Genomic DNA, 21564 nt, shown 5'->3' on the forward strand with positions numbered 1-21564 from the left:
ACAAGCTCTTTTGTTTTAAAAGTTCTCTTTAGTCATTTATCATTATTAGAAAACAGAACAGAAAAAGAGCTCCTGTACACCTAGCTAAGATTGGCTAGTGTGTATGTCGATTCTTTTTCATATTCTTGCAAGCATCTGCGAGGGGGAGCTTAGTCGTTCACATTTTGCTTTCGCATCAATCTTCAATAGCAAAGTCTATGCGATTTTTTTACATCAGCAAAGATTTGTTCAATTTTTTCCTTTTATGCCGAGTTTTTCTGAAACAGATAATTGATGGTACTCAACCATTTTCTTTTGGTCAATAAAGTAATGTTTACTATTAATTAAACACGCGAAAAAGCAAACGAAAACATAATTAAATTTTATATATTTATTAAAAGCTTATATGTTTATTTACCTTTTTTTTGAATTGTAATTGAGAAAATCCATATATTGCGGACACTAATAAAAGAATACCTGCTGAAACATAAACTAAACGAACTCCAAGGAAATCTGAAATAGCCCCTATAGCCAGAATTGAAAACATAAAAATGAACTGTACTAAAGAAGACCTTGCAGACATTATATTAATTCGAGTTTGCTCGGTTGTTATGTTCTGAATAAGTGTTTCTTGTGTAAGATCTCTTAATATATAAGCCGGCCCCATAAAGAGAACCAAAATTAGAGCTAAGTATGAATTACTTATAAAACCATATATTAAAGTTAAACTTCCATATGAGACAGCGCCAATTAACATAAAATTAATTAACTTATTTTGAAATCTCTCCGACAGCTTATATATTATAAATCCCCCTATCATCGAACCTAAATAATATGCTCCATTAATAAATCCCCACCATGATTCTCCTTTATGCAAGACTTCGTTAACGAAAGCTAAAGAGACAGATCCTATCCAAATCATTCCTGCCCATGACTCAATTAAATCCATAATAATAATTGTTCTAAGTTTCTTTTGGCTAAATAAATACCGCCAACCACTTACTATACTCTTATTGGGAGAATTTTTTTCACGTATGACAGAATTAGCGTGGCCATGTGGTAGACAAAATAAAAGAGAAAGAAGAGATGTAAACAACAAAAAGATAGTAAGTATAATGGTATATCCCTCACCTAAAAATGCAATTATGAGACCACCTAAAGACCAGCCTACAAATTGAAAAGTTTGGTCCACTGTAGATAATAAACCATTTGCTTTTACTCTTTTATCAGGAGAGATTATTTCCCCTATAATTGCACTTTTTAAAGGTGAGAACCATCCATTAAAAAAGGAAATACAGCTAATAATAATAAAGACTAAAATGAGAGTTTGATTAGAGTAAGTTCTTAATAAAGCATAGAACAAACATATTAATAACAGCATTTGTATCAATTGAGAAATAATTATTGTAAGAGGCAGTTTTAATCGAATTGTTATTAACGGTAATATAGCACTTCCAAAAATACGAAAAATAATACTTATTAATGTCACCATAGAGGCGATGGTTGTCGAATTGGTCATTTTAAACAAAAACGAAATCACTACCATAGTATATAGAGAAAAACCTAAATTTGTAGTGGTCTGGCTAAATAAAATAGAATAATAACCTTTACTCATATGTATCCTCCCTTGGAATAATTTTTCTCGGTAAAGAGCTTAAACATATTTAAACACCTTAAAACAACAAAAGTAAAGAAAAAATTTCCTTGTAAACTATTTACTTTTATTCTATTTATTGTTATTGTTTATTTAAGTTCTCTGACTATTCTATCAATATTCAGGGAACCACATATCTTATTAAAGGGGGGAAAACCATGAGAAAATTAAGAAAAAACTGGAGAAAATCGATTGTTAGCCCGGTTCTTTATACTAATGAAAAATGGTAAACACTTAGGGAATAGCATTTAATGCTATTCCTTATTTCAACAAACAAATCGGGAGGTTATCGTAATTTGACTCTATTAATGCAAGATCATAAATCAATTTACAATAAAGATATAGAAATATTAATTGAAGTTGAAGAACTTATTACTTCTGTTCCAGAAAATAAAAAAAATGATTTTAAGAGTTTAATCGATAATAGAATTATGACTCTACTAAATAAAATTCAACACCCTGTAGCAGCGGAAAATGTGTTTGGGATGTGTATTGCTTATCCGAATACTTACATAAGGTATAGATTAATTGATTTCGTTGAAAAATGGGTACCTTATTTCTCTGCTGTAGAAACTATAATCAATCTAACCCAGGATCCGGATGATTTAGTTTCTTTTAAAGCTATGGATGTCTGTGCAAATCATAAAATTGAAGAATCTGTAGCATATTTGTCTTCGATTATTGATGATGTCCGGGAGAGTATAAGCTACCCTAAAAAACCTGTGGGATTAGGGGCCCAAAAAGTATTAAGTACATTATTAGATATATTCGGTGTTGAAAAACATGAAGAGCTAGTAATGCTAAAAAATTATTTTGATCAAAATGGTATACTTCCTAATAACTTTGACTTTGAAGAAAAAATTCCTCAAAGTCTAATAGAGGAATTCGAAAAAACAGAAGAAGATGGGATGATTTTAATTCCGGGTGGCTTTTTTGAATTCGGTTTAAATGAAAATGAAATTCCTGACAAAACATTTAATTGGAAAGATGCTGTTCCTAGACAAAAAGTATGGTTACCTCCATTTTTTATCGATAAGTATCCTGTTACAAATAAAGATTATGATATCTTTACCGAGTTCATAGAGGAAAATGGGCATATATTCTGTCATCCTAATGAACCGCAGAATAAACAACATAGAAGAAATACATATTGGGATGATAGGTATTTAGATAATCATCCCGTTACAGGTATAGATTTTTATGATGCATTTGCTTACGCAAGATATAAGGGGAAAGAATTGCCAACCGAGTTTCAATGGGAAAAAGCTGCTCGAGGCGAAAAGGGTAATGTCTGGCCTTGGGGAGATAAATTTGATCCTGCAAAGGTTCAATATGCTGGAAGTCTTTATAATGAACCCATTACTTCTTTAAAGTCCTGGAGAGAAAATTTATTAAAAGCTCATGCTGATAAAGAATTAAATCATTTAACAAGTGATATTTTTGAGCAAAATGGTGAAAGTCCCTATGGAGTATGCGGTATGATCGGCGGAACATGGGAGTGGACTAGAAGTGAGCTTAAAACAAAGAGAGCTTTCCACCCTATTTTTGAGAATGTACCATTTAATAGTGTTAACTCATTTGCCGTTCTTAAAGGAGGATCATTCTTCTCTCATCCAGGCTTAATGTTCCCTTCTTTTAGAGCAAAAGATATTCCTTTCTGTCGACACAATGAAATGGGGATTAGATGCGTAAAGAATATTCCAGTATATAAAATTAGAGAATCAATTAATGGGCCAATTACTAATAAAGCAATTTATTAATCATTCTAGGTTAGAGACTTGATAAAAGTATACTAACATTGTGTAATAATGTTCAGCTTGTAGAAAAAACAATGTTTTTTCTACAAGATTTTATTTTAAATGCTTTTCAAAATTATCAGGGATTGAGAATCAGAAAAAGAGCCATTAAGCTCGATCTTAGCTAGGTATTACGATCTTCTGTATATTATTGTGAGAAATATAGAAGATTCAGTTAGTTAGCATTTCGATTTTAAGCTGAGCCTGCAATAGCAAAGCATCTGTTTTGATTATTCTTTTTCTGATACATAAGCTAATTTTGTCGCTTTTCTTTTTTGTCTTTTCACGCATTTCGAGGATGACTTACTATAATTCTTTCAGCTTTTCTATGTGTTAAGATTCGAATAGATGAAATAACTTTAACAAGTTGGTCAATAAGAACAGATTTAACTTTATGTTAAAAGAGTATCTCGTATAGAACATAAGAAGAATGACGAGTTTTTTAAGATTATCATCAATTATGTGAGAATAAAATATTATAAGGGAAAATGAAGGCTGTCACGTTTCTCGACAGCCCTAGGGATTTCCTCTCCTTTTCATTTCGCCCGTAATTTCGGGCACAGTCCCGTCGGCAGGCACATTGGCTTCTGGTCGATCGGGCTTCTCATGATGCAGCATTCCAAGCCGAAGACTTCACGGAAAAATGGCTGGGTGAACACATCTTCCGGTGTTCCGGCGTTGTATATTTTTCCGTCCAGCACACTGATCAGATAGTCAGCATATTGAGCGGCTTGGTTTAAATCATGGAGCACCATGACAACGGTGCGGCCATGGTCGCGGTTCAGCTTTTTCAGCAGTTCAAGCACTTCAATCTGGTGTGAGATGTCTAAATACGTGGTCGGCTCATCAAGCAAAAGCAAATCAGTGCCTTGCGCAAGTGCCATGGAAATCCAGGCTCTTTGTCTTTGACCGCCTGAGAGGGCATCAAGTGTCCGATCCTTCAGTTCAATCATGCCCGTTGCTTCCAGTGCCCACTCTACCATGTCATGATCCTCTTGGGTATGCTTGGATAACAGCTTTTTGTGAGGATGTCTGCCAAAATAGCATAATTCCTCTACCGTCAATCCTTCAGGAGCCTGAGGAGATTGTGGAAGAATGGCCAGTTTTTTTGCGACTTCTTTTGATGGCTGGCGGTGGATGTCTTTTCCTTCTAGTAGCACTGTACCGCTTTTTGGGGCCATCAGCCTGGCGAGCGATTTGAGGATTGTTGATTTACCGCAGCCATTAGCGCCGATGAGCGCAGTGATTTTTCCTTCTTCTATCTTTAAGTCGACTCCGTCAATAATCACTGTACTGTCATATGAAAGAGTGAGCTGGTCTGCAGCCAGTTTTCCCATGGTATCCTCTCCCTACTGTTTCCTCGCTTCGAATTTCAATAAATATAAGAAATAAGGCGCGCCGATCACGGCTGTCAGTATTCCGGCAGGTATTTCAACCGGAGGCATGATGCCGCGCCCTAACGTATCTGCAATTAATAATATAATAGCACCAATCAATGCCGATGCAGGCAGTAAATATTTAGCTTTTTCTCCGGCAAGCCGTCTGGCGATATGCGGAGCAAGCAAGCCGATAAAACCGATTGAGCCGACGACGGCTACACAGCTTCCCGCCAGCGCAACCGCGGTGAAAATCAGGATGAATCTCAGCCGGTTTGCGTTTTCTCCGAGACCCTGCGCAAGCTCATCACCGAGTGACATAAGATCCAGCTTCGGTATGAGAATGCAGACGATCGGAAAAAGAATCAAAAGCCATGGCGCAAGCAGGTTGACTTCTTCCCAGTTTCTTCCCCAGAGGCTTCCTGTCAGCCAAATGAGTGCAGCATTCACGTCGCCCGGAAACTTGACCATCATATATTGCATTCCGGCGTGGCAGACCGCGCCTAAAGCAATGCCTGATAAAGCCAGTGAAGAGGGCTGAATGCTCTTTTTTCGGGCTATCATTAATAATAGTACAGCAATAATGGCAGCTCCGGCAAATGCGGAGAACGGAAGCACGTATACCGGCGACTCAGGAAAGATGAGAATCACAGCCATCGCCGCAAGTCCGGAGCCTTTTGAAATGCCGACAACGTCCGGGGAAGCGAGCGGATTTCGGATCACACCCTGTAAAATCGCTCCGGCAGCGGCAAGCCCAGCACCGGCCAAAATCGCTAATATAATGCGGGGAAGGCGATATTGCTGGATGATAAATTCAAAGGAATGATCCAGTCCCAGCAGATTCGTCACTACCGCATCAGGTGAAATGTATAATGCACCGATTCCAATGCTGATGACGGACAGAACGATTAAAATCACGGCCAATATGAGTATCGCCAGCAAGGGGCGTTTTTGTTTTCTGGTTGTTTTCTTCATTTCAGATGCCGCCCTTTCCTTGCCAAATATAAGAAAAACGGCGTTCCGATAATCGCGGTGACAATGCCGACCGGTGATTCATAAGGAAATGCAATCCATCTGGCCAGAACATCTGCGTACACCAGCAAAATGGCACCGAACAGTGCCGAAAACGGAAGCACGTATTGATAATGTTCTCCGATCAGCTTGCGGACAATATGCGGGACGAGCAGCCCGACAAAGCCAATCGGCCCGGCGACGGCTACGGAAGCGCCGGAAAGGATTAAAATAATCAAACTGATCAGAATCCGGATGCCGTTCATATTTTGTCCAAGCCCTTTTGCTGTTTCGTCTCCGAGACCGAGAACAGAAACAGAACCGGAAAATACGAGGGCAAGCCCGATGCCAATGACAGAAAACGGAGCGATGGTTATGACATCCTGCCAGTTGCTGCCGTCGATTGCGCCTGTCATCCAGTACAGAACATCCTCACCTGACTCATTTAAAATAATGATGGCCTGTGTCATAGAGGAGAGGAACAAATGCACGGCCATTCCTGACAGCGCCAGCTTGACAGGTGTCATTCCGCCGGATGAGGCAATCATATATACAATCGCGCCGCCTGCTGCCGCACCCGCAAAAGCGAATATAAAAGATGAATAGGGCGATGCCGGCAGAATGACGAGAGAAGCAACAACAAAAAGCGATGCACCCGCATTCACACCGAAAATTTGGGGTGAAGCCAGAGGATTTCTGGTCATAGCCTGCATCAGCGCCCCTGCTACAGCTAGGCTGGCGCCGACAAAAACGCCGATTAATGTGCGGGGAAGGCGAAGAGTAGAGATGATGAGCTGTTCCTTTGAACCGTCCCATACAAAAAGATATTTCAATGAATCTATGATGCCGATGTCTGAGGCTCCTACTGAAAGATTCAGCCCAAGCCCAAATATAAAAATAATCAGTGCAATGATGAACATCATCAGTCTTGATGATGAGCGCCGTTTGGCTGAATGATACAACAGTCTCACTTCCTTACTGCGTCTGGTGGCAAAAACGAAGAAGCAAGGATTCCCCTCGCTTCTCATTTGTCCTATTTATTATACACTTTTTTAAGCACATCTTTGGCGCTTGTTTCACTAGACTTGATGCCTCTGAATCTTGTCCAAGTGTCACGGTCCGCATCATAGACTTGTCCATTTTTCACCGCTTTGAGATTTTTCCAGAGCGGGTTCGTTCTCCACTCATCTACAATGGTTTTGCCTTCGTTGGCTGAGATGAACAAAATATCAGGATCGATTTTGCTCAATTGCTCAAGGCTGACCTCTTGATAGGCGTTATCTGACTTCACAGCGTGTGTAAAGCCTAGCATTTTAAAGATTTCTCCGTCATAGGATGATGAGGTATGAAGCTGGAAGGAATCCGCTCTTGCAACGCCGAGAACGATGTTGCGGTTTTCATCTTTCGGAAGTTCGGCTTTTAGATCGTTGATGACTTTTTTGTGCTCGGCAAGCTTTTCTTTTCCTTCATCTTCTTTATTTAATGCTTTAGCAATGGTCGTAAAGCTGTCGATCGTTTCTTCATATGTCGCTTCACGGCTTTTTAATTCAATCGTCGGGGCGATTTTTTTCAGCTGTTTATAAATGTTTTTATGGCGCTCAGCGTCAGCGATGATTAAATCAGGCTTCAAGGAACTGATGACCTCAAGATTGGGTTCGCTGCGTGTGCCTACAGATGTGTAATCAATGGAGCTGCCGACAAGCTTTTTAATCATATCTTTTTTGTTGTCATCGGCGATGCCCACCGGCGTAATGCCGAGGTTGTGAACGGCATCCAAGAATGAAAGCTCAAGCACAACCACCCGCTTAGGTGTGCCGCTTACTGTCGTTTTTCCTTCTTCGTCATGGATCACTCTGGAATCCTTAGACTTGCTTTCGCCGCTTCCGTTGTTATTCTGGCTTGATGAACAGCCGGATACAATGAGGCAGGCGAGCAATAAAACACTCATGATGGCAATCAACTTGTTAGAATAGGTGCGCATGTCATTCTTCCTTTTTTCAGATTTAGTAATGAGAATCATTATCACATGTAACACTATAATAGCATGGCTTATCATGTCAATATTTTTTTAGTAAAGAAAGATGCGTTTTTTACTGCTTTCTCATGAAAGCATCATCAGACACAAATAAGTGGTATGAAGCGTTACCGTGTCTTCGAGACAAAAACGCATGGGCGTTGGCTTTAGAGGTTTCGAACATATCAGCAGTGACATAAGGAAGGAGAGTGCTGAGATAACCGGACAATTTCTTTTCTATTTCATCTGTTAGTGCAAATTCAATGTCGCCGATATTCATGATAATCGAGAAAACAAAGTCGATATCGATATGAAAATGTTCCTCGGCAAAAACCGCAAGCTCGTGAATTCCTGGTGAACATCCGGCACGCTTATGGAAAATCTGTTTGACTAAATCACTCACAATCCAAGCATTGTATTGCTGTTCTGGTGAAAAGTATTGCATTAGACATACCTCCTGCTCGTACGGATAAAGGCAGCGTTTCATGGTCGTGTGCTCCGTGCAGCGGCTTCTCCTTAATTTTGATTTTTCTGAAAATAGTTCCCGTTCCTATCACTTTACCATGGACGGAAAACAAATAGCTACTACCATTCCTCCTGTTTTTCTCTTTAATGTTCTGGAATCTGTTTCAGGTACAGACGATCGGGTATGAAAGAAATATAGAAAACATGAAGGAGGAATATCGACATGAAACCAGTTGTAAAAGAGTATACAAATGACGAACAGCTCATGAAGGATGTAGAGGAATTGCAGAAAATGGGTGTTGCGAAAGAGGATGTATACGTCTTAGCTCACGACGATGACAGAACGGAACGCCTGGCAGACAACACGAACGCCAACACGATCGGAGCCAAAGAAACAGGTTTCAAGCACGCGGTGGGAAATATCTTCAATAAAAAAGGAGACGAGCTCCGCAATAAAATTCACGAAATCGGTTTTTCTGAAGATGAAGCCGCTCAATTTGAAAAACGCTTAGATGAAGGAAAAGTGCTTCTCTTTGTGACAGATAACGAAAAAGTGAAAGCTTGGGCATAAAGCAAGGAAAAAACCAAAAGGCCAATGTCGGCCTTTTGGTTTTTTTGCGGTCTTTGCGGTGGGATTTTGCAGAATGCCGCAATAGGATAGCGGAACATTTTCGGTTCTGAATGTCCCTCAATTTGCTATTATATTTTTGTGATAAATTGGAATAAAATCTCACAAAATAGAAAATGGGGGTACATAGTGGATGAAAAAAGTGATGTTAGCTACGGCTTTGTTTTTAGGATTGACTCCAGCTGGCGCGAACGCAGCTGATTTAGGCCACCAGACGTTGGGATCCAATGATGGCTGGGGCGCGTACTCGACCGGCACGACAGGCGGATCAAAAGCATCCTCCTCAAATGTGTATACCGTCAGCAACAGAAACCAGCTTGTCTCGGCATTAGGGAAGGAAACGAACACAACGCCAAAAATCATTTATATCAAGGGAACGATTGACATGAACGTGGATGACAATCTGAAGCCGCTTGGCCTAAATGACTATAAAGATCCGGAGTATGATTTGGACAAATATTTGAAAGCCTATGATCCTAGCACATGGGGCAAAAAAGAGCCGTCGGGAACACAAGAAGAAGCGAGAGCACGCTCTCAGAAAAACCAAAAAGCACGGGTCATGGTGGATATCCCTGCAAACACGACGATCGTCGGTTCAGGGACTAACGCTAAAGTCGTGGGAGGAAACTTCCAAATCAAGAGTGATAACGTCATTATTCGCAACATTGAATTCCAGGATGCCTATGACTATTTTCCGCAATGGGATCCGACTGACGGAAGCTCAGGGAACTGGAACTCACAATACGACAACATCACGATAAACGGCGGCACACACATCTGGATTGATCACTGTACATTTAATGACGGTTCGCGTCCGGACAGCACATCACCGAAATATTATGGAAGAAAATATCAGCACCATGACGGCCAAACGGATGCTTCCAACGGTGCTAACTATATCACGATGTCCTACAACTATTATCACGATCATGATAAAAGCTCCATTTTCGGATCAAGTGACAGCAAAACCTCCGATGACGGCAAATTAAAAATTACGCTGCATCATAACCGCTATAAAAATATTGTCCAGCGCGCGCCGAGAGTCCGCTTCGGGCAAGTGCACGTATACAACAACTATTATGAAGGAAGCACAAGCTCTTCAAGTTATCCTTTCAGCTATGCATGGGGAATCGGAAAGTCATCTAAAATCTATGCCCAAAACAATGTCATTGACGTACCGGGACTGTCAGCTGCTAAAACGATCAGCGTATTCAGCGGGGGAACGGCTTTATATGACTCCGGCACGTTGCTGAACGGCACACAGATCAACGCATCGGCTGCAAACGGGCTGAGCTCTTCTGTCGGCTGGACGCCGTCTCTGCATGGGTCGATTGATGCTTCTGCTAATGTGAAATCAAATGTCATAAATCAAGCGGGTGCGGGTAAATTAAATTAAGAAAGTGAAAAACACAAAGGGTGCTAACCTTTGTGTTTTTTAATTAATTAAAATGTTTATTAACTTAGTTAAGGAGTAGAATGGAAAAGGGATCGGAAAACAAGTATATAGGAGGAGACCTATTTATGGCTTCAGAAAAAGACGCAGGAAAACAGTCAGCAGTAAAGCTTGTTCCATTGCTTATTACTGTCGCTGTGGGACTAATCATCTGGTTTATTCCCGCTCCGTCCGGACTTGAACCTAAAGCTTGGCATTTGTTTGCGATTTTTGTCGCAACAATTATCGGCTTTATCTCCAAGCCCTTGCCAATGGGTGCAATTGCAATTTTTGCATTGGCGGTTACTGCACTAACTGGAACACTATCAATTGAGGATACATTAAGCGGATTCGGGAATAAGACCATTTGGCTTATCGTTATCGCATTCTTTATTTCCCGGGGATTTATCAAAACCGGGCTCGGTGCGAGAATTTCGTATGTATTCGTTCAGAAATTCGGGAAAAAAACCCTTGGACTTTCTTATTCACTGCTATTCAGTGATTTAATACTTTCACCTGCTATTCCAAGTAATACGGCGCGTGCAGGAGGCATTATATTTCCTATTATCAGATCATTATCCGAAACATTCGGATCAAGCCCGGCAAATGGAACAGAGAGGAAAATCGGTGCATTCTTATTAAAAACCGGTTTTCAGGGGAATCTGATCACATCTGCTATGTTCCTGACAGCGATGGCGGCGAACCCGCTGATTGCCAAGCTGGCCCATGATGTCGCAGGGGTGGACTTAACATGGACAAGCTGGGCAATTGCCGCGATTGTGCCGGGACTTGTAAGCTTAATCATCACGCCGCTTGTGATTTACAAGCTGTATCCGCCGGAAATCAAAGAAACACCGGATGCGGCGAAAATCGCAACAGAAAAACTGAAAGAAATGGGACCGTTCAAAAAATCAGAGCTTTCCATGGTTATCGTGTTTCTTTTGGTGCTTGTGCTGTGGATTTTTGGCGGCAGCTTCAACATCGACGCAACCACAACCGCATTGATCGGTTTGTCCGTTCTCTTATTATCACAAGTTCTGACTTGGGATGATATCAAGAAAGAACAGGGCGCTTGGGATACGCTCACTTGGTTTGCGGCGCTTGTCATGCTCGCCAACTTCTTGAATGAATTAGGCATGGTGTCTTGGTTCAGTAATGCCATGAAATCATCCGTATCAGGGTTCTCTTGGATTGTGGCATTCATCATTTTAATTGTTGTGTATTATTACTCTCACTATTTCTTTGCAAGTGCGACAGCCCACATCAGTGCGATGTATTCAGCATTTTTGGCTGTCGTCGTGGCAGCGGGCGCACCGCCGCTTTTAGCAGCGCTGAGCCTCGCGTTCATCAGTAACCTGTTCGGGTCAACGACTCACTACGGTTCTGGAGCGGCTCCGGTCTTCTTCGGAGCAGGCTACATCCCACAAGGCAAATGGTGGTCCATCGGATTTATCCTGTCGATTGTTCATATCATCGTATGGCTTGTGATCGGCGGATTATGGTGGAAAGTACTAGGAATATGGTAGAAAGAAAAAGGCAGACGCGGTCTGCCTTTTTTTTATTTTCACTCCTTCGCAAGAAAACGGATTTTGAAAAATGAGAAAATTGCCTGTGAAAAATGGTATGATCTAGGTAGAAAGGACGGCTGGTGCTGTGGTGAAAAAGCGGTTCCATTTTTCCCTGCAAACAAAAATAATGGGGCTGATTGCGGCTCTGCTGGTCTTTGTCATTGGTGTGCTGACCATTACGTTAGCCGTTCAGCATACACAGGGAGAACGGAGACAGGCAGAGCAGCTGGCGGTTCAAACGGCGAGAACCATTTCCTATATGCCGCCGGTTAAAGAGCTCATTGAGAGAAAAGACGGACATGCGGCTCAGACGCAAGAGGTCATTGAACAAATGAAAGAACAGACTGGCGCGTTTGCCATTTATGTTTTGGACGAAAAAGGAGACATTCGCAGCGCCTCTAGAAAAAGCGGATTAAAGAAACTGGAGCGCAGCAGAGAAATTTTGTTTGGCGGTTCGCATGTTTCTGAAACAAAAGCGGATGGACGAAGAGTGATCAGAGGGAGCGCGCCAATTATAAAAGAACAGAAGGGATACAGCCAAGTGATCGGCAGCGTATCTGTTGATTTTCTGCAAACGGAGACAGAGCAAAGCATCAAAAAGCATTTGAGAAATTTGAGTGTGATTGCTGTGCTTGTACTGCTGCTCGGATTTATTGGCGCCGCCGTGCTGGCGAAAAGCATCAGAAAGGATACGCTTGGGCTTGAGCCGCATGAGATCGCGGCTCTATATCGTGAGAGAAACGCAATGCTTTTCGCGATTCGAGAAGGGATTATTGCCACCAATCGTGAAGGCGTCGTCACCATGATGAATGTATCGGCGGCCGAGATGCTGAAGCTGCCCGAGCCTGTGACCCATCTTCCTATAGATGACGTCATGCCGGGAGCAGGGCTGATGTCTGTGCTTGAACAAGGAGAAATGCTGCCGAACCAGGAAGTAAGCGTCAACGACCAAGTGTTTATTATCAATACGAAAGTGATGAATCAAGGCGGGCTGGCGTATGGGATTGTCGTCAGCTTCAGGGAGAAAACAGAGCTGAAGAAGCTGATCGACACATTGACAGAGGTTCGCAAATATTCAGAGGATCTCAGGGCGCAGACTCATGAATTTTCAAATAAGCTTTATGCGATTTTAGGGCTGCTTGAGCTTGGGGAGTATGATGAAGCCATTGATCTGATTAAAGAGGAATATGCGATACAAAATGAACAGCATGATCTTTTATTCCATAACATTCATTCGCAGCAGGTGCAGGCCATTTTGTTAGGGAAAATAAGCAAGGCATCGGAAAAGAAGGTCAAGCTGGTGATTGATGAGAACAGCTCACTCGCGCCTCTTCCTGCACATATCGGCTTGTCCCATCTTATTACGATTATTGGCAATTTAATTGATAACGCTTTCGAAGCTGTAGCGGAGCAAAGCATGAAGGAAGTTTTGTTTTTTATCACGGATATGGGCCATGACATTGTCATTGAAGTATCAGACACAGGGCCCGGTGTGCCGCCAGAGAAAATAGAAGCTGTGTTTGAGAGAGGCTATTCTTCAAAGGGGATGAGGAGAGGCTACGGTCTGGCCAATGTGAAAGACTCAGTGCGTGAACTGGGCGGCTGGATCGAACTGGCGAATCAAAAAACTGGCGGGGCGGTATTCACTGTGTTTATACCGAAGGAGAAACAAAGGGGGAATCCATTTGATTCACATCGCGATTGCGGAGGATGATTTTCGAGTTGCGCAAATCCATGAGAGATTGATCAAACAGCTTGATGGATTCAAGATTATCGGCAAGGCGGCTAACGCAAAAGAGACATTGGCGCTTTTGAAGGGACACAAGGCTGATTTGCTTCTGCTGGATATTTATATGCCGGACGAGCTTGGGACCGCGTTGATTCCTGAAATACGAAGCCGATTTCCTGAAGTGGACATTATGATTATCACAGCGGCAACAGAAACCCGGCATTTGCAGGAAGCGCTAAGGGCAGGAATTGCCCACTATTTGATCAAACCCGTAACGGCTGACAAGTTCAGGCAGGTGCTGCTTCAGTATAAAGAAAAAAGGAAGCTGCTCATGTCTCAGCCGGAGGTCAGCCAATCCATGATCGACCATATTTTTGGGAACGGTGTGAAGACAGCTTTGCCGGCAGAGGATTTGCCGACTGGCATTAATTCGATTACACTGCGAAAAATTAAGGAAGCGCTTCAGACTGCGTCAGAAGGATTGACAGCGGAGGAACTTGGGGAAAAAATGGGGGCGTCTCGAACAACTGCCCGCCGTTATGCCGAGTACCTTGTGTCAAAGGAAGAAGCAAGAGCCGAGCTTGAATACGGGATTATCGGCAGGCCGGAGAGAAAATATTATTTGGCGGCGGATTAGATATGAAAAAATCTATAATCCTATTGATTATTCTATTGATCTTTATGCAGGGTGATATCAGGCAGGCGGCTGCGCCGCGCCTGCCGGACGGGCCGATAGAAATTGTCGTCCCTGCCGAACCTTCTGGCGGCTGGGATGTCACAGCGCAGGCGATCCAATCAGTTTTGAGGCAGAAGCAGATCGTGAAGGGTGATGTTCATATTGTCTATAAATCCGGCGGCGGGGGAGAGAAAGGCTGGAAATATGTCAACAAAAGCAGCAAACAAACCATCAGCATGACGTCCAGCCTAATATTGAGCAATGATCTTCTCGGGCAAAGCAAATTAAAAATGGCCGATTTTACGCCGCTCGCCATTCTCTCCAAGGAATGGCAGACGGTTGCATTGCCAAAAGGATCAGCGTTAACAAATGGCAAGGATGTGCTGAATGAGATCAACATGCATCCCGGCAAGGTGAGAATCGGCTTTGCCCCGGGGTTTGGCAATGATGATCAGCTCTCGTTCGTCAGAGCGGCAGATATGTACGGCATTGACCCGTTTGACATTCAATTCTCACAGTATGACAGCAGCGAACAGCTCATTCAGGCGCTGATCAGACATGAGATAGAAGCGGCCTCCATGACACTTTCTGAAGCGAAACCATATGAACGAAACGGCGATATCACGTTAGCCGCTGTAACATCTGATAAAAGACTTCCCGGTTTTCCAAATGTACCGACGTGGAAGGAGCAGGGAATCCCGTTTGTTTTTTCTCATTGGAGAGGGATTTTGGGCCCGAAAAATATGTCTGAGGAAGAGATTTCTTACTGGGATCAAGCGCTAAAGAAGGTCACCTCTTCACCTGAATGGAAGCGGAAAATAAACGAACAGGACTGGGAAAGCTTTTATTTAAACAGCAGGGAAACGAAACGGTTTTTAGAAGAGCAATCTGCTTTTTATCAAAGCATCATGACAGGAAATTAAGATCCCGGCATCCCGGGATTTTTTTCATGCCGAAAATTGATCAAAAAGAACAAAACGGTTTTAAAAAATTAAAAATACAAAAAAACCAAATTATTTACTTGCGGTTGGTTTTCCCATACGATGGCAAAAAGGCAAGACAAAAAGGGGAGTAAGGGAGAAAAAAAATGTAAGCGGATTCATTTAAGGGGGAATGGATGTGTTAGCAATCTTAGGCTTTCTCATGATGCTTGTGTTTATGGCATTGATCATGACAAAACGGCTTTCTGTTTTAACAGCATTAGTTTTGACGCCGATTGTGTTTGCGCTTATCGCCGGATTTGGATTTACTGAAGTTGGGGACATGATGATTTCCGGGATTCAGCAAGTCGCGCCGACTGCGGTCATGATTATGTTTGCGATCTTATATTTTGGAATTATGATTGATACAGGCCTGTTTGATCCAATGGTTGGCAAAATTTTAAGCATGGTCAAAGGAGACCCTTTAAAAATTGTTGTCGGGACAGCGGTTCTTACAATGCTCGTCGCCTTGGACGGAGATGGCTCGACAACGTACATGATTACGACAAGCGCCATGCTTCCGCTCTATTTGCTGCTAGGCATCCGGCCAATTATCTTGGCAGGAATCGCGGGAGTCGGCATGGGAATCATGAACACGATTCCATGGGGAGGTGCGACGCCGAGGGCGGCGAGTGCGCTGGGGGTTGATCCAGCTGAGCTTACAGGGCCGATGATTCCTGTCATTGCAAGCGGGATGCTTTGTATGGTGGCAGTTGCGTATGTGCTTGGAAAAGCGGAACGAAAGCGCCTTGGTGTGATTGAACTGAAACAGCCAGCCAATGCCAATGAACCGGCTGCTGCGGTTGAAGATGAGTGGAAGCGGCCGAAGCTTTGGTGGTTCAATTTATTGTTAACGCTTTCTTTAATAGGATGTTTAGTATCGGGTAAAGTCAGTTTAACCGTACTGTTTGTCATTGCGTTTTGTATTGCGCTGATTGTGAATTATCCCAATCTCGAGCATCAGAGACAGCGCATCGCGGCGCATTCCAGCAACGTGCTGGCTATCGGTTCAATGATTTTTGCCGCGGGGGTGTTCACGGGGATTTTGACAGGCACGAAAATGGTTGATGAAATGGCGATCTCGCTCGTGTCCATGATACCGGAACAAATGGGCGGATTGATCCCGGCGATTGTTGCCTTAACAAGCGGCATTTTCACATTTTTGATGCCGAATGACGCGTATTTCTACGGGGTGCTGCCGATTTTATCAGAAACAGCTGTCGCATACGGTGTGGATAAAGTGGAAATTGCCAGAGCCTCTATTATCGGCCAGCCGATTCATATGCTGAGTCCGCTTGTGCCATCCACTCATTTGCTTGTCGGACTCGTCGGAGTTTCTATTGATGACCATCAAAAATTCGCATTGAAATGGGCGGTTCTCGCAGTGATCGTCATGACGGCTATCGCTCTATTGATCGGTGCGATCTCTATTTCCGTATGATAATTCAGGCGTAATGACACACACTAACGGCATACAACATTCCGGAGGTGTCATTATGAGTGATCCTTATATGCCGCTGACTTCAGTCAGAAGCGGAACGGGGTTCGAAGCGGCAAAAGGGGTGCACGGCCTGTCTGTGCAAATTGCGAATGTCTATTTTATTCAGCTGCCTTCTGAACCTCACTCATTTGTTTTAATTGATGCCGGCATGCCTCAATCAGCCGGCATGATTGTCAATGAAGCCAAACAAAGATTCGGTGAAGGGTTTCAGCTGAAGGCGATTATCCTCACACACGGGCACTTTGACCATATTGGGGCAATCGAAGAGATCCTTGAGCATTGGGATGTGCCTGTTTATATCCATTCTCGGGAAATGCCTTATGTAACAGGTAAAGAGGATTATCCTCCGGCTCGTCCTGACAGCAAGAGCGGGCTGGTCGCCAAGCTGTCGCCGCTGTTTCCGCGGCACTCCATCGATATTTCCTCACATGTCCAGGCACTGCCGGAAGACGGTTCAGTTCCTTTTCTTGACGAGTGGATGTGGATCGCGACACCAGGACACACGCCGGGCCATATTTCGTTATTCCGCGATGACGGCCGCGTGCTTGTGGCAGGTGATGCTGTTATTACAGTGGAACAGGAGAAAATGGCTGACGTCTTGATACAAAAACAGGAGCTTCACGGGCCGCCGGCTTATTTCACGCCTGACACAGAGACGGCCGCGGAGTCCATTCTAAAGCTGGCCGGTCTTGAACCGGAAGCGTTATTGACAGGGCACGGCATACCGATGACCGGCAAAAACTTTCGAAGTGACTTAACTGAATTGGCAAATCGGTTATCGTCTATTTGACACCCGCACCACGCGGGTGTTTTTTATTGTTTTCCAGGAAGTTGCAGAAAAATCATTTGTCTTGCCGCTTAAAAACGATACAATGAAAAGCATGAAGTGATGTGAAGGGGAGAGTTTGTTGGAAGAAAAAGAAATACTCTGGAACGAAGCGAAAGCGTTTATTGCCGCATGCTATCAGGAATTGGGAAAGGAGGAGGAAGTGAAAGACCGTCTCGAGGACATTAAAAGTGAAATTGACCTGACCGGAAGCTATGTACATACGAAGGAAGAGCTAGAGCACGGAGCGAAAATGGCTTGGAGAAACAGCAACCGCTGCATCGGCAGATTGTTCTGGAATTCGAAGAATGTTATCGACAGACGAGACGTCCGGACGAAGGAGGAAGTGCGTGACGCCCTCTTTCACCATATTGAAACCGCCACCAATAACGGGAAAATCAGACCGACCATTACGATTTTCCCTCCGGAAGAGAAGGGTGAAAAGCAAGTCGAGATCTGGAATCATCAGCTGATCCGGTACGCTGGATATGAGTCAGACGGAGAAAGAATCGGCGACCCGGCTTCCTGTTCCCTGACAGCATCCTGCGAAGAGCTCGGCTGGCGGGGAGAGCGAACGGATTTTGACCTGCTGCCGCTCATTTTTCGCATGAAAGGGGACGAACAGCCTGTCTGGTATGAGCTGCCGCGTTCACTTGTGATCGAGGTTCCAATCACACATCCCGACATCGAGGCGTTTTCTGATTTGGAGCTGAAGTGGTACGGCGTGCCTATTATTTCTGATATGAAGCTTGAGGTCGGGGGCATTCATTATAATGCCGCGCCATTTAACGGCTGGTATATGGGCACGGAGATCGGAGCGAGAAACCTCGCAGATGAAAAGCGGTACGACAAGCTGAAAAAAGTAGCGTCCGTGATCGGCATCGCCGCTGATTACAATACGGATTTATGGAAGGATCAAGCGCTAGTTGAATTGAATAAAGCAGTGCTGCACTCGTATAAAAAGCAGGGTGTCAGCATCGTTGACCATCATACAGCGGCAAGCCAGTTTAAACGGTTTGAAGAACAGGAGGAAGAAGCGGGCAGAAAGCTGACGGGGGACTGGACGTGGCTGATTCCGCCAATTTCACCCGCTGCCACTCATATCTTCCACCGATCCTATGATAACTCAATCGTTAAGCCGAATTACTTTTATCAAGATAAGCCTTATGAGTAAACAATAGAAAATCGATGATGGCCTTCAAGGCTGCGGGATTCAGTCACAGAGATGTCGGTAACCTTTGAGAAAGGGCTTCCGTTCTTTACAGCCTCAACAAACGATTGCAGGGCGTTTTCCGGACCCTCTGCCAAAATCTCGACACGCCCGTCATCACGGTTTTTGACCCAGCCGGCCAGTTTTCGCTTATCAGCTTCCATTTGAACAAAATAGCGAAAGCCCACACCTTGAACCCGGCCGTTTACAATGATTCGGTATTGAAGCATGTAAAAACCACCTTTTCTTTTTATGATAATCAATCATTTTACAACCTGTAAAGGGGATGTGTTTGTATGAAACCAGAGTGCTATTCAGTTCTTTCTCTTAATCTGGGAAAACCGCAGACGCTTGAATATGACGGAAAGAAAATCGAAACCGGCATCATGAAGCGGCCGGCTGAATCAGCCGTCATGCTGTATCGGGAGAATTTTGAAGGAGACGGACAGGCGGACCTCGTCAACCACGGCGGACCTGATAAGGCTGTCTGTGTCTACCCGGCAGAGCATTATCCGTTTTGGGAAGAGTTCCTCTCAAGACCGCTGTCAAATGCCGCATTTGGAGAAAATTTGACGGTCGCGGGCCTGACTGAGGAGAATGTTTGCATCGGGGATGTGTTCAGGCTTGATGAAGCTGTTGTTCAGGTCAGCCAGCCGCGCCAGCCGTGTGTAAAGCTGGCGAAAAAGTTTGGTGTAAAAGAAATGGTGCTGAAGGTCCAGCAAACCGGCTATACAGGGTTTTATTTTCGCGTGCTGGAGGAGGGCAGGGTGTCTCCCGGCGCGAACCTTGAATTGCTGTCCAGAGGAGAGAAGGGCATATCCGTCCAGTTCGCCAACCGCATCAACTACCATGATGCAAAAAATCTCACCGCCATAGAACTGATTTTAAGTGAGGCTGCACTATCGGAAAGCTGGAGAGCGTCCTTTATGAAAAAAAAGGACAGGCTGCTGCCGGTTGAATAGAAAAAAGCCGCGCATATCAACGTGCGCGGCTTTGCCATATTTAAGATTGTTTTTTCTTTGATTCAAGCAGGTTGGCAAGAAAATAGGTTTTATAGCTTTGAAGCTTTCTTCCTTCATGGTGCGTGATCCCCTGCTTTTTTAGTTCTGCCACATACCAGCCTTTACTGCCGTAATGCATGTCAGAAAACTCCTTTCCCTATCTGATTTCGAAACGATTGGCATTGTAACATCTATAAAAAGATGCTGAAAAGAGATGCGGGGAAAACTGAGCCTTTCGAACTAGATGTACGAATGTTCTTCTGTATGTATATGCGGAGCAAAAGCCGAATATGATTTAATGGCCGGTTAGTTTGATCATGACAACGCCAAATGTCATAATGGCGAAAACAATGCCGATATATGTGAGCATCCCGTTTTTTTTCTTAACGCCGTAAACGGTTATAATGATGCCTTCAATGAAAAAAATGATGCCGAAAATAATAAACCACATGCAGATAAAGGCTCCTTTCACAGACATAATAGTAGTGTAGCATATCTGAAAGAGCCGGGCTGTGACAATATCAAGAAAGCCGGGCGCATATCGCCCGGCTCATGTTTTATTGTTTATCAACCAATTTGACCAGAAGCTGTGCCAAATGTTCTTTCTCATCTTCGTCTGCAACGCTCCAAAGCTCTTGCAGCAGCATTTCTTCACCGTTTTGCGGCTCTTCATGCTTTGCGAGGTAGTCTCCCAAGATCGCAGCGCTTTTTACAAGCTTGCCGTCATCCAATCCCAGCTTTTTGCCTCGGTTGACTTGTTTTTTCAGGTAGCCTTTAAATTCATCAAAGTCTTTTAAAATGTCTTCTTTTATTGTGCCATGCATCGCGTTCATTTCGTTTTCAATTTGGATTTTTTCTTGATCTCTGTTCATTGCAAGACCTCCTCGTGCAGAATAATGATGTTTTACCTGCTATTGGAGGAGGTTAAACCTGCCGGAAGCCCGGAATGTGTTTTACAGTTTCGTCAGGATAATCGGTTCATCTTTTGTGATGACGATCGTGTGTTCAACTTGGGCAACCATGCTTTTATCCGGCGTCTTGAACGTCCAGCCGTCTCCAGCTTCAACAATCGTTTCTGCTTTCGTTGAAATAAACGGTTCAAGCGCGATGACTGTGCCATTTTTGAACAGCGCATTATCAAACGGATCATAATAGTTCATGATGTGGTTCGGCGCTTCATGCAGGCTTCGGCCGATTCCGTGGCCGGTCAGGGTTTTGATGACGGTAAAGCCTTGAGAGCGTGCTTCATGATAAACGGCTCTTCCGATCTGGTTTTGGCGCTTGCCCGCTTTTGCCTGCTGAAGCCCCTTTTGAAAAGCGTCTTCCGCGCATTGGCAAAGCTTATGAAGGCGTTCTTTTCCTTCACCGAGCACAAATGAGATGCCTGTGTCGGAATAGAACCCGCCAAATTCAGCGGAGATGTCGATGTTGACAAGGTCCCCTGCTTTTAAAATCTTGGAAGTGCTCGGTATGCCGTGAGCCACTTCATCATTTACGCTGATGCATGTCACACCTGGAAAATCGTATTCCTTCTCAGGAGCTGAAACGGCGCCATGCTCATCAAGCACAGCTTTTCCGATAAGGTCAAGGTCTTTTGTGCTCATGCCGGGCTCTGCCTTCCGCTTCATTTCTTCACGCGCAAGCGCGACGATTCTTCCGATTTTTTTCAGGCCTTCTAATTCTTGATCGTTTGTTACAATCATCTGTCATTCCCGCTT

At 43.8% G+C, this 21564-nt stretch carries 23 protein-coding genes; 12 read left to right on the plus strand and 11 right to left on the minus strand.

Annotated features, from left to right (window positions below; genetic code table 11):
• Nucleotides 1-373: 373 nt before the first annotated feature.
• Complete coding sequence (locus MKY10_RS04040; protein WP_015252577.1) at nt 374-1594, minus strand: MFS transporter; 1221 nt, start codon at nt 1592-1594, stop codon at nt 374-376.
• Between the two features lie 335 nt (nt 1595-1929).
• Between MKY10_RS04040 and MKY10_RS04045 the strand changes: the two genes are divergently transcribed.
• Nucleotides 1930-3393 carry a formylglycine-generating enzyme family protein gene (locus tag MKY10_RS04045; protein WP_003244287.1) on the plus strand — a complete coding sequence of 488 codons (1464 nt, stop codon included), beginning with the start codon at nt 1930-1932 and terminating at the stop codon, nt 3391-3393.
• Nucleotides 3394-3965: 572 nt separating this feature from the next.
• Here MKY10_RS04045 and yfmF read toward each other — a convergent pair.
• The 5 genes from yfmF to MKY10_RS04070 form a co-directional block, all read right to left on the minus strand.
• Entirely contained in the window at nt 3966-4766 is an 801-nt protein-coding gene (gene yfmF / locus MKY10_RS04050; RefSeq protein ID WP_003233737.1) for a Fe(3+)-citrate ABC transporter ATP-binding protein YfmF, read from the minus strand.
• A gap of 12 nt (nt 4767-4778) precedes the next feature.
• Nucleotides 4779-5780 (minus strand): Fe(3+)-citrate ABC transporter permease YfmE, encoded by a 1002-nt coding sequence (gene yfmE / locus MKY10_RS04055; protein WP_015252575.1) that lies wholly within the window; start codon nt 5778-5780, stop codon nt 4779-4781.
• Entirely contained in the window at nt 5777-6778 is a 1002-nt protein-coding gene (gene fecD, locus MKY10_RS04060) for a Fe(3+) dicitrate ABC transporter permease FecD (RefSeq protein ID WP_048655247.1), read from the minus strand. The genes yfmE and fecD overlap by 4 nt, the downstream gene beginning before the upstream one ends.
• 71 nt (nt 6779-6849) lie before the next feature.
• Nucleotides 6850-7797, minus strand: a complete 948-nt coding sequence (gene yfmC / locus MKY10_RS04065) for a Fe(3+)-citrate ABC transporter substrate-binding protein YfmC (RefSeq protein WP_015252573.1) — start codon at nt 7795-7797, stop codon at nt 6850-6852.
• A gap of 109 nt (nt 7798-7906) precedes the next feature.
• Nucleotides 7907-8275: a YfmB family protein gene (locus tag MKY10_RS04070; RefSeq protein ID WP_015252572.1), complete on the minus strand. Its 369-nt coding sequence runs from the start codon at nt 8273-8275 to the stop codon at nt 7907-7909.
• Between the two features lie 243 nt (nt 8276-8518).
• Between MKY10_RS04070 and MKY10_RS04075 the strand changes: the two genes are divergently transcribed.
• The 10 genes from MKY10_RS04075 (at nt 8519) to nosA (ending at nt 18809) form a co-directional block, all read left to right on the plus strand.
• Nucleotides 8519-8866 carry a general stress protein gene (locus MKY10_RS04075; protein WP_003233729.1) on the plus strand — a complete coding sequence of 116 codons (348 nt, stop codon included), beginning with the start codon at nt 8519-8521 and terminating at the stop codon, nt 8864-8866.
• A gap of 190 nt (nt 8867-9056) precedes the next feature.
• The gene (locus MKY10_RS04080) at nt 9057-10319 is read left to right on the plus strand and encodes a pectate lyase (protein ID WP_003244025.1); all 1263 of its coding nucleotides are present in this window, start codon (nt 9057-9059) and stop codon (nt 10317-10319) included.
• Between the two features lie 125 nt (nt 10320-10444).
• Complete coding sequence (locus tag MKY10_RS04085) at nt 10445-11881, plus strand: anion permease (RefSeq protein WP_015383080.1); 1437 nt, start codon at nt 10445-10447, stop codon at nt 11879-11881.
• A 127-nt stretch (nt 11882-12008) separates the two neighbouring features.
• Entirely contained in the window at nt 12009-13637 is a 1629-nt protein-coding gene (yflR, locus tag MKY10_RS04090) for a two-component sensor histidine kinase CitS (RefSeq protein WP_061891233.1), read from the plus strand.
• Nucleotides 13609-14289 carry a two-component response regulator CitT gene (citT, locus tag MKY10_RS04095; RefSeq protein ID WP_038427522.1) on the plus strand — a complete coding sequence of 227 codons (681 nt, stop codon included), beginning with the start codon at nt 13609-13611 and terminating at the stop codon, nt 14287-14289. Before yflR ends, citT begins: the two co-directional genes overlap by 29 nt.
• A gap of 2 nt (nt 14290-14291) precedes the next feature.
• Nucleotides 14292-15251 (plus strand): tripartite tricarboxylate transporter substrate binding protein, encoded by a 960-nt coding sequence (locus MKY10_RS04100; RefSeq protein WP_029946126.1) that lies wholly within the window; start codon nt 14292-14294, stop codon nt 15249-15251.
• Nucleotides 15252-15277: 26 nt separating this feature from the next.
• A complete protein-coding gene (locus tag MKY10_RS04105) occupies nt 15278-15403 on the plus strand; it encodes a hypothetical protein (protein WP_003233716.1) in 126 nt (41 codons plus the stop codon).
• A gap of 44 nt (nt 15404-15447) precedes the next feature.
• Nucleotides 15448-16749, plus strand: coding sequence for a citrate transporter CitM (gene citM / locus MKY10_RS04110; protein WP_003242978.1), 1302 nt, complete (start codon nt 15448-15450; stop codon nt 16747-16749).
• A 55-nt stretch (nt 16750-16804) separates the two neighbouring features.
• Nucleotides 16805-17599 carry an MBL fold metallo-hydrolase gene (locus MKY10_RS04115; protein ID WP_061891232.1) on the plus strand — a complete coding sequence of 265 codons (795 nt, stop codon included), beginning with the start codon at nt 16805-16807 and terminating at the stop codon, nt 17597-17599.
• Nucleotides 17600-17717: 118 nt separating this feature from the next.
• The gene (nosA, locus tag MKY10_RS04120; protein ID WP_339226208.1) at nt 17718-18809 is read left to right on the plus strand and encodes a nitric oxide synthase; all 1092 of its coding nucleotides are present in this window, start codon (nt 17718-17720) and stop codon (nt 18807-18809) included.
• Here the strand turns inward: nosA and MKY10_RS04125 are convergent.
• Nucleotides 18800-19075 (minus strand): acylphosphatase, encoded by a 276-nt coding sequence (locus MKY10_RS04125; protein WP_003233709.1) that lies wholly within the window; start codon nt 19073-19075, stop codon nt 18800-18802. The genes nosA and MKY10_RS04125 overlap by 10 nt on opposite strands.
• 66 nt (nt 19076-19141) lie before the next feature.
• Here MKY10_RS04125 and MKY10_RS04130 point away from each other — a divergent pair, with 66 nt between their 5' ends.
• Nucleotides 19142-19807 carry an MOSC domain-containing protein gene (locus tag MKY10_RS04130; protein ID WP_038427523.1) on the plus strand — a complete coding sequence of 222 codons (666 nt, stop codon included), beginning with the start codon at nt 19142-19144 and terminating at the stop codon, nt 19805-19807.
• A 40-nt stretch (nt 19808-19847) separates the two neighbouring features.
• On the opposite strand, the gene MKY10_RS04135 is transcribed toward MKY10_RS04130, so the two are convergent.
• From MKY10_RS04135 to map, 4 genes are all read right to left on the minus strand, one after another.
• The gene (locus MKY10_RS04135; RefSeq protein ID WP_003233704.1) at nt 19848-19985 is read right to left on the minus strand and encodes a YflJ family protein; all 138 of its coding nucleotides are present in this window, start codon (nt 19983-19985) and stop codon (nt 19848-19850) included.
• Between the two features lie 156 nt (nt 19986-20141).
• The gene (locus tag MKY10_RS04140) at nt 20142-20297 is read right to left on the minus strand and encodes a hypothetical protein (protein WP_032722995.1); all 156 of its coding nucleotides are present in this window, start codon (nt 20295-20297) and stop codon (nt 20142-20144) included.
• A gap of 106 nt (nt 20298-20403) precedes the next feature.
• Entirely contained in the window at nt 20404-20718 is a 315-nt protein-coding gene (locus MKY10_RS04145) for a DUF3243 domain-containing protein (RefSeq protein WP_003233700.1), read from the minus strand.
• Nucleotides 20719-20799: 81 nt separating this feature from the next.
• Nucleotides 20800-21549 carry a type I methionyl aminopeptidase gene (map, locus tag MKY10_RS04150; protein ID WP_339226211.1) on the minus strand — a complete coding sequence of 250 codons (750 nt, stop codon included), beginning with the start codon at nt 21547-21549 and terminating at the stop codon, nt 20800-20802.
• Between the last annotated feature and the right edge of the window lie 15 nt (nt 21550-21564).

It is taken from the genome of Bacillus sp. FSL P4-0290 (assembly GCF_037975435.1).
Classification (GTDB): domain Bacteria; phylum Bacillota; class Bacilli; order Bacillales; family Bacillaceae; genus Bacillus; species Bacillus subtilis.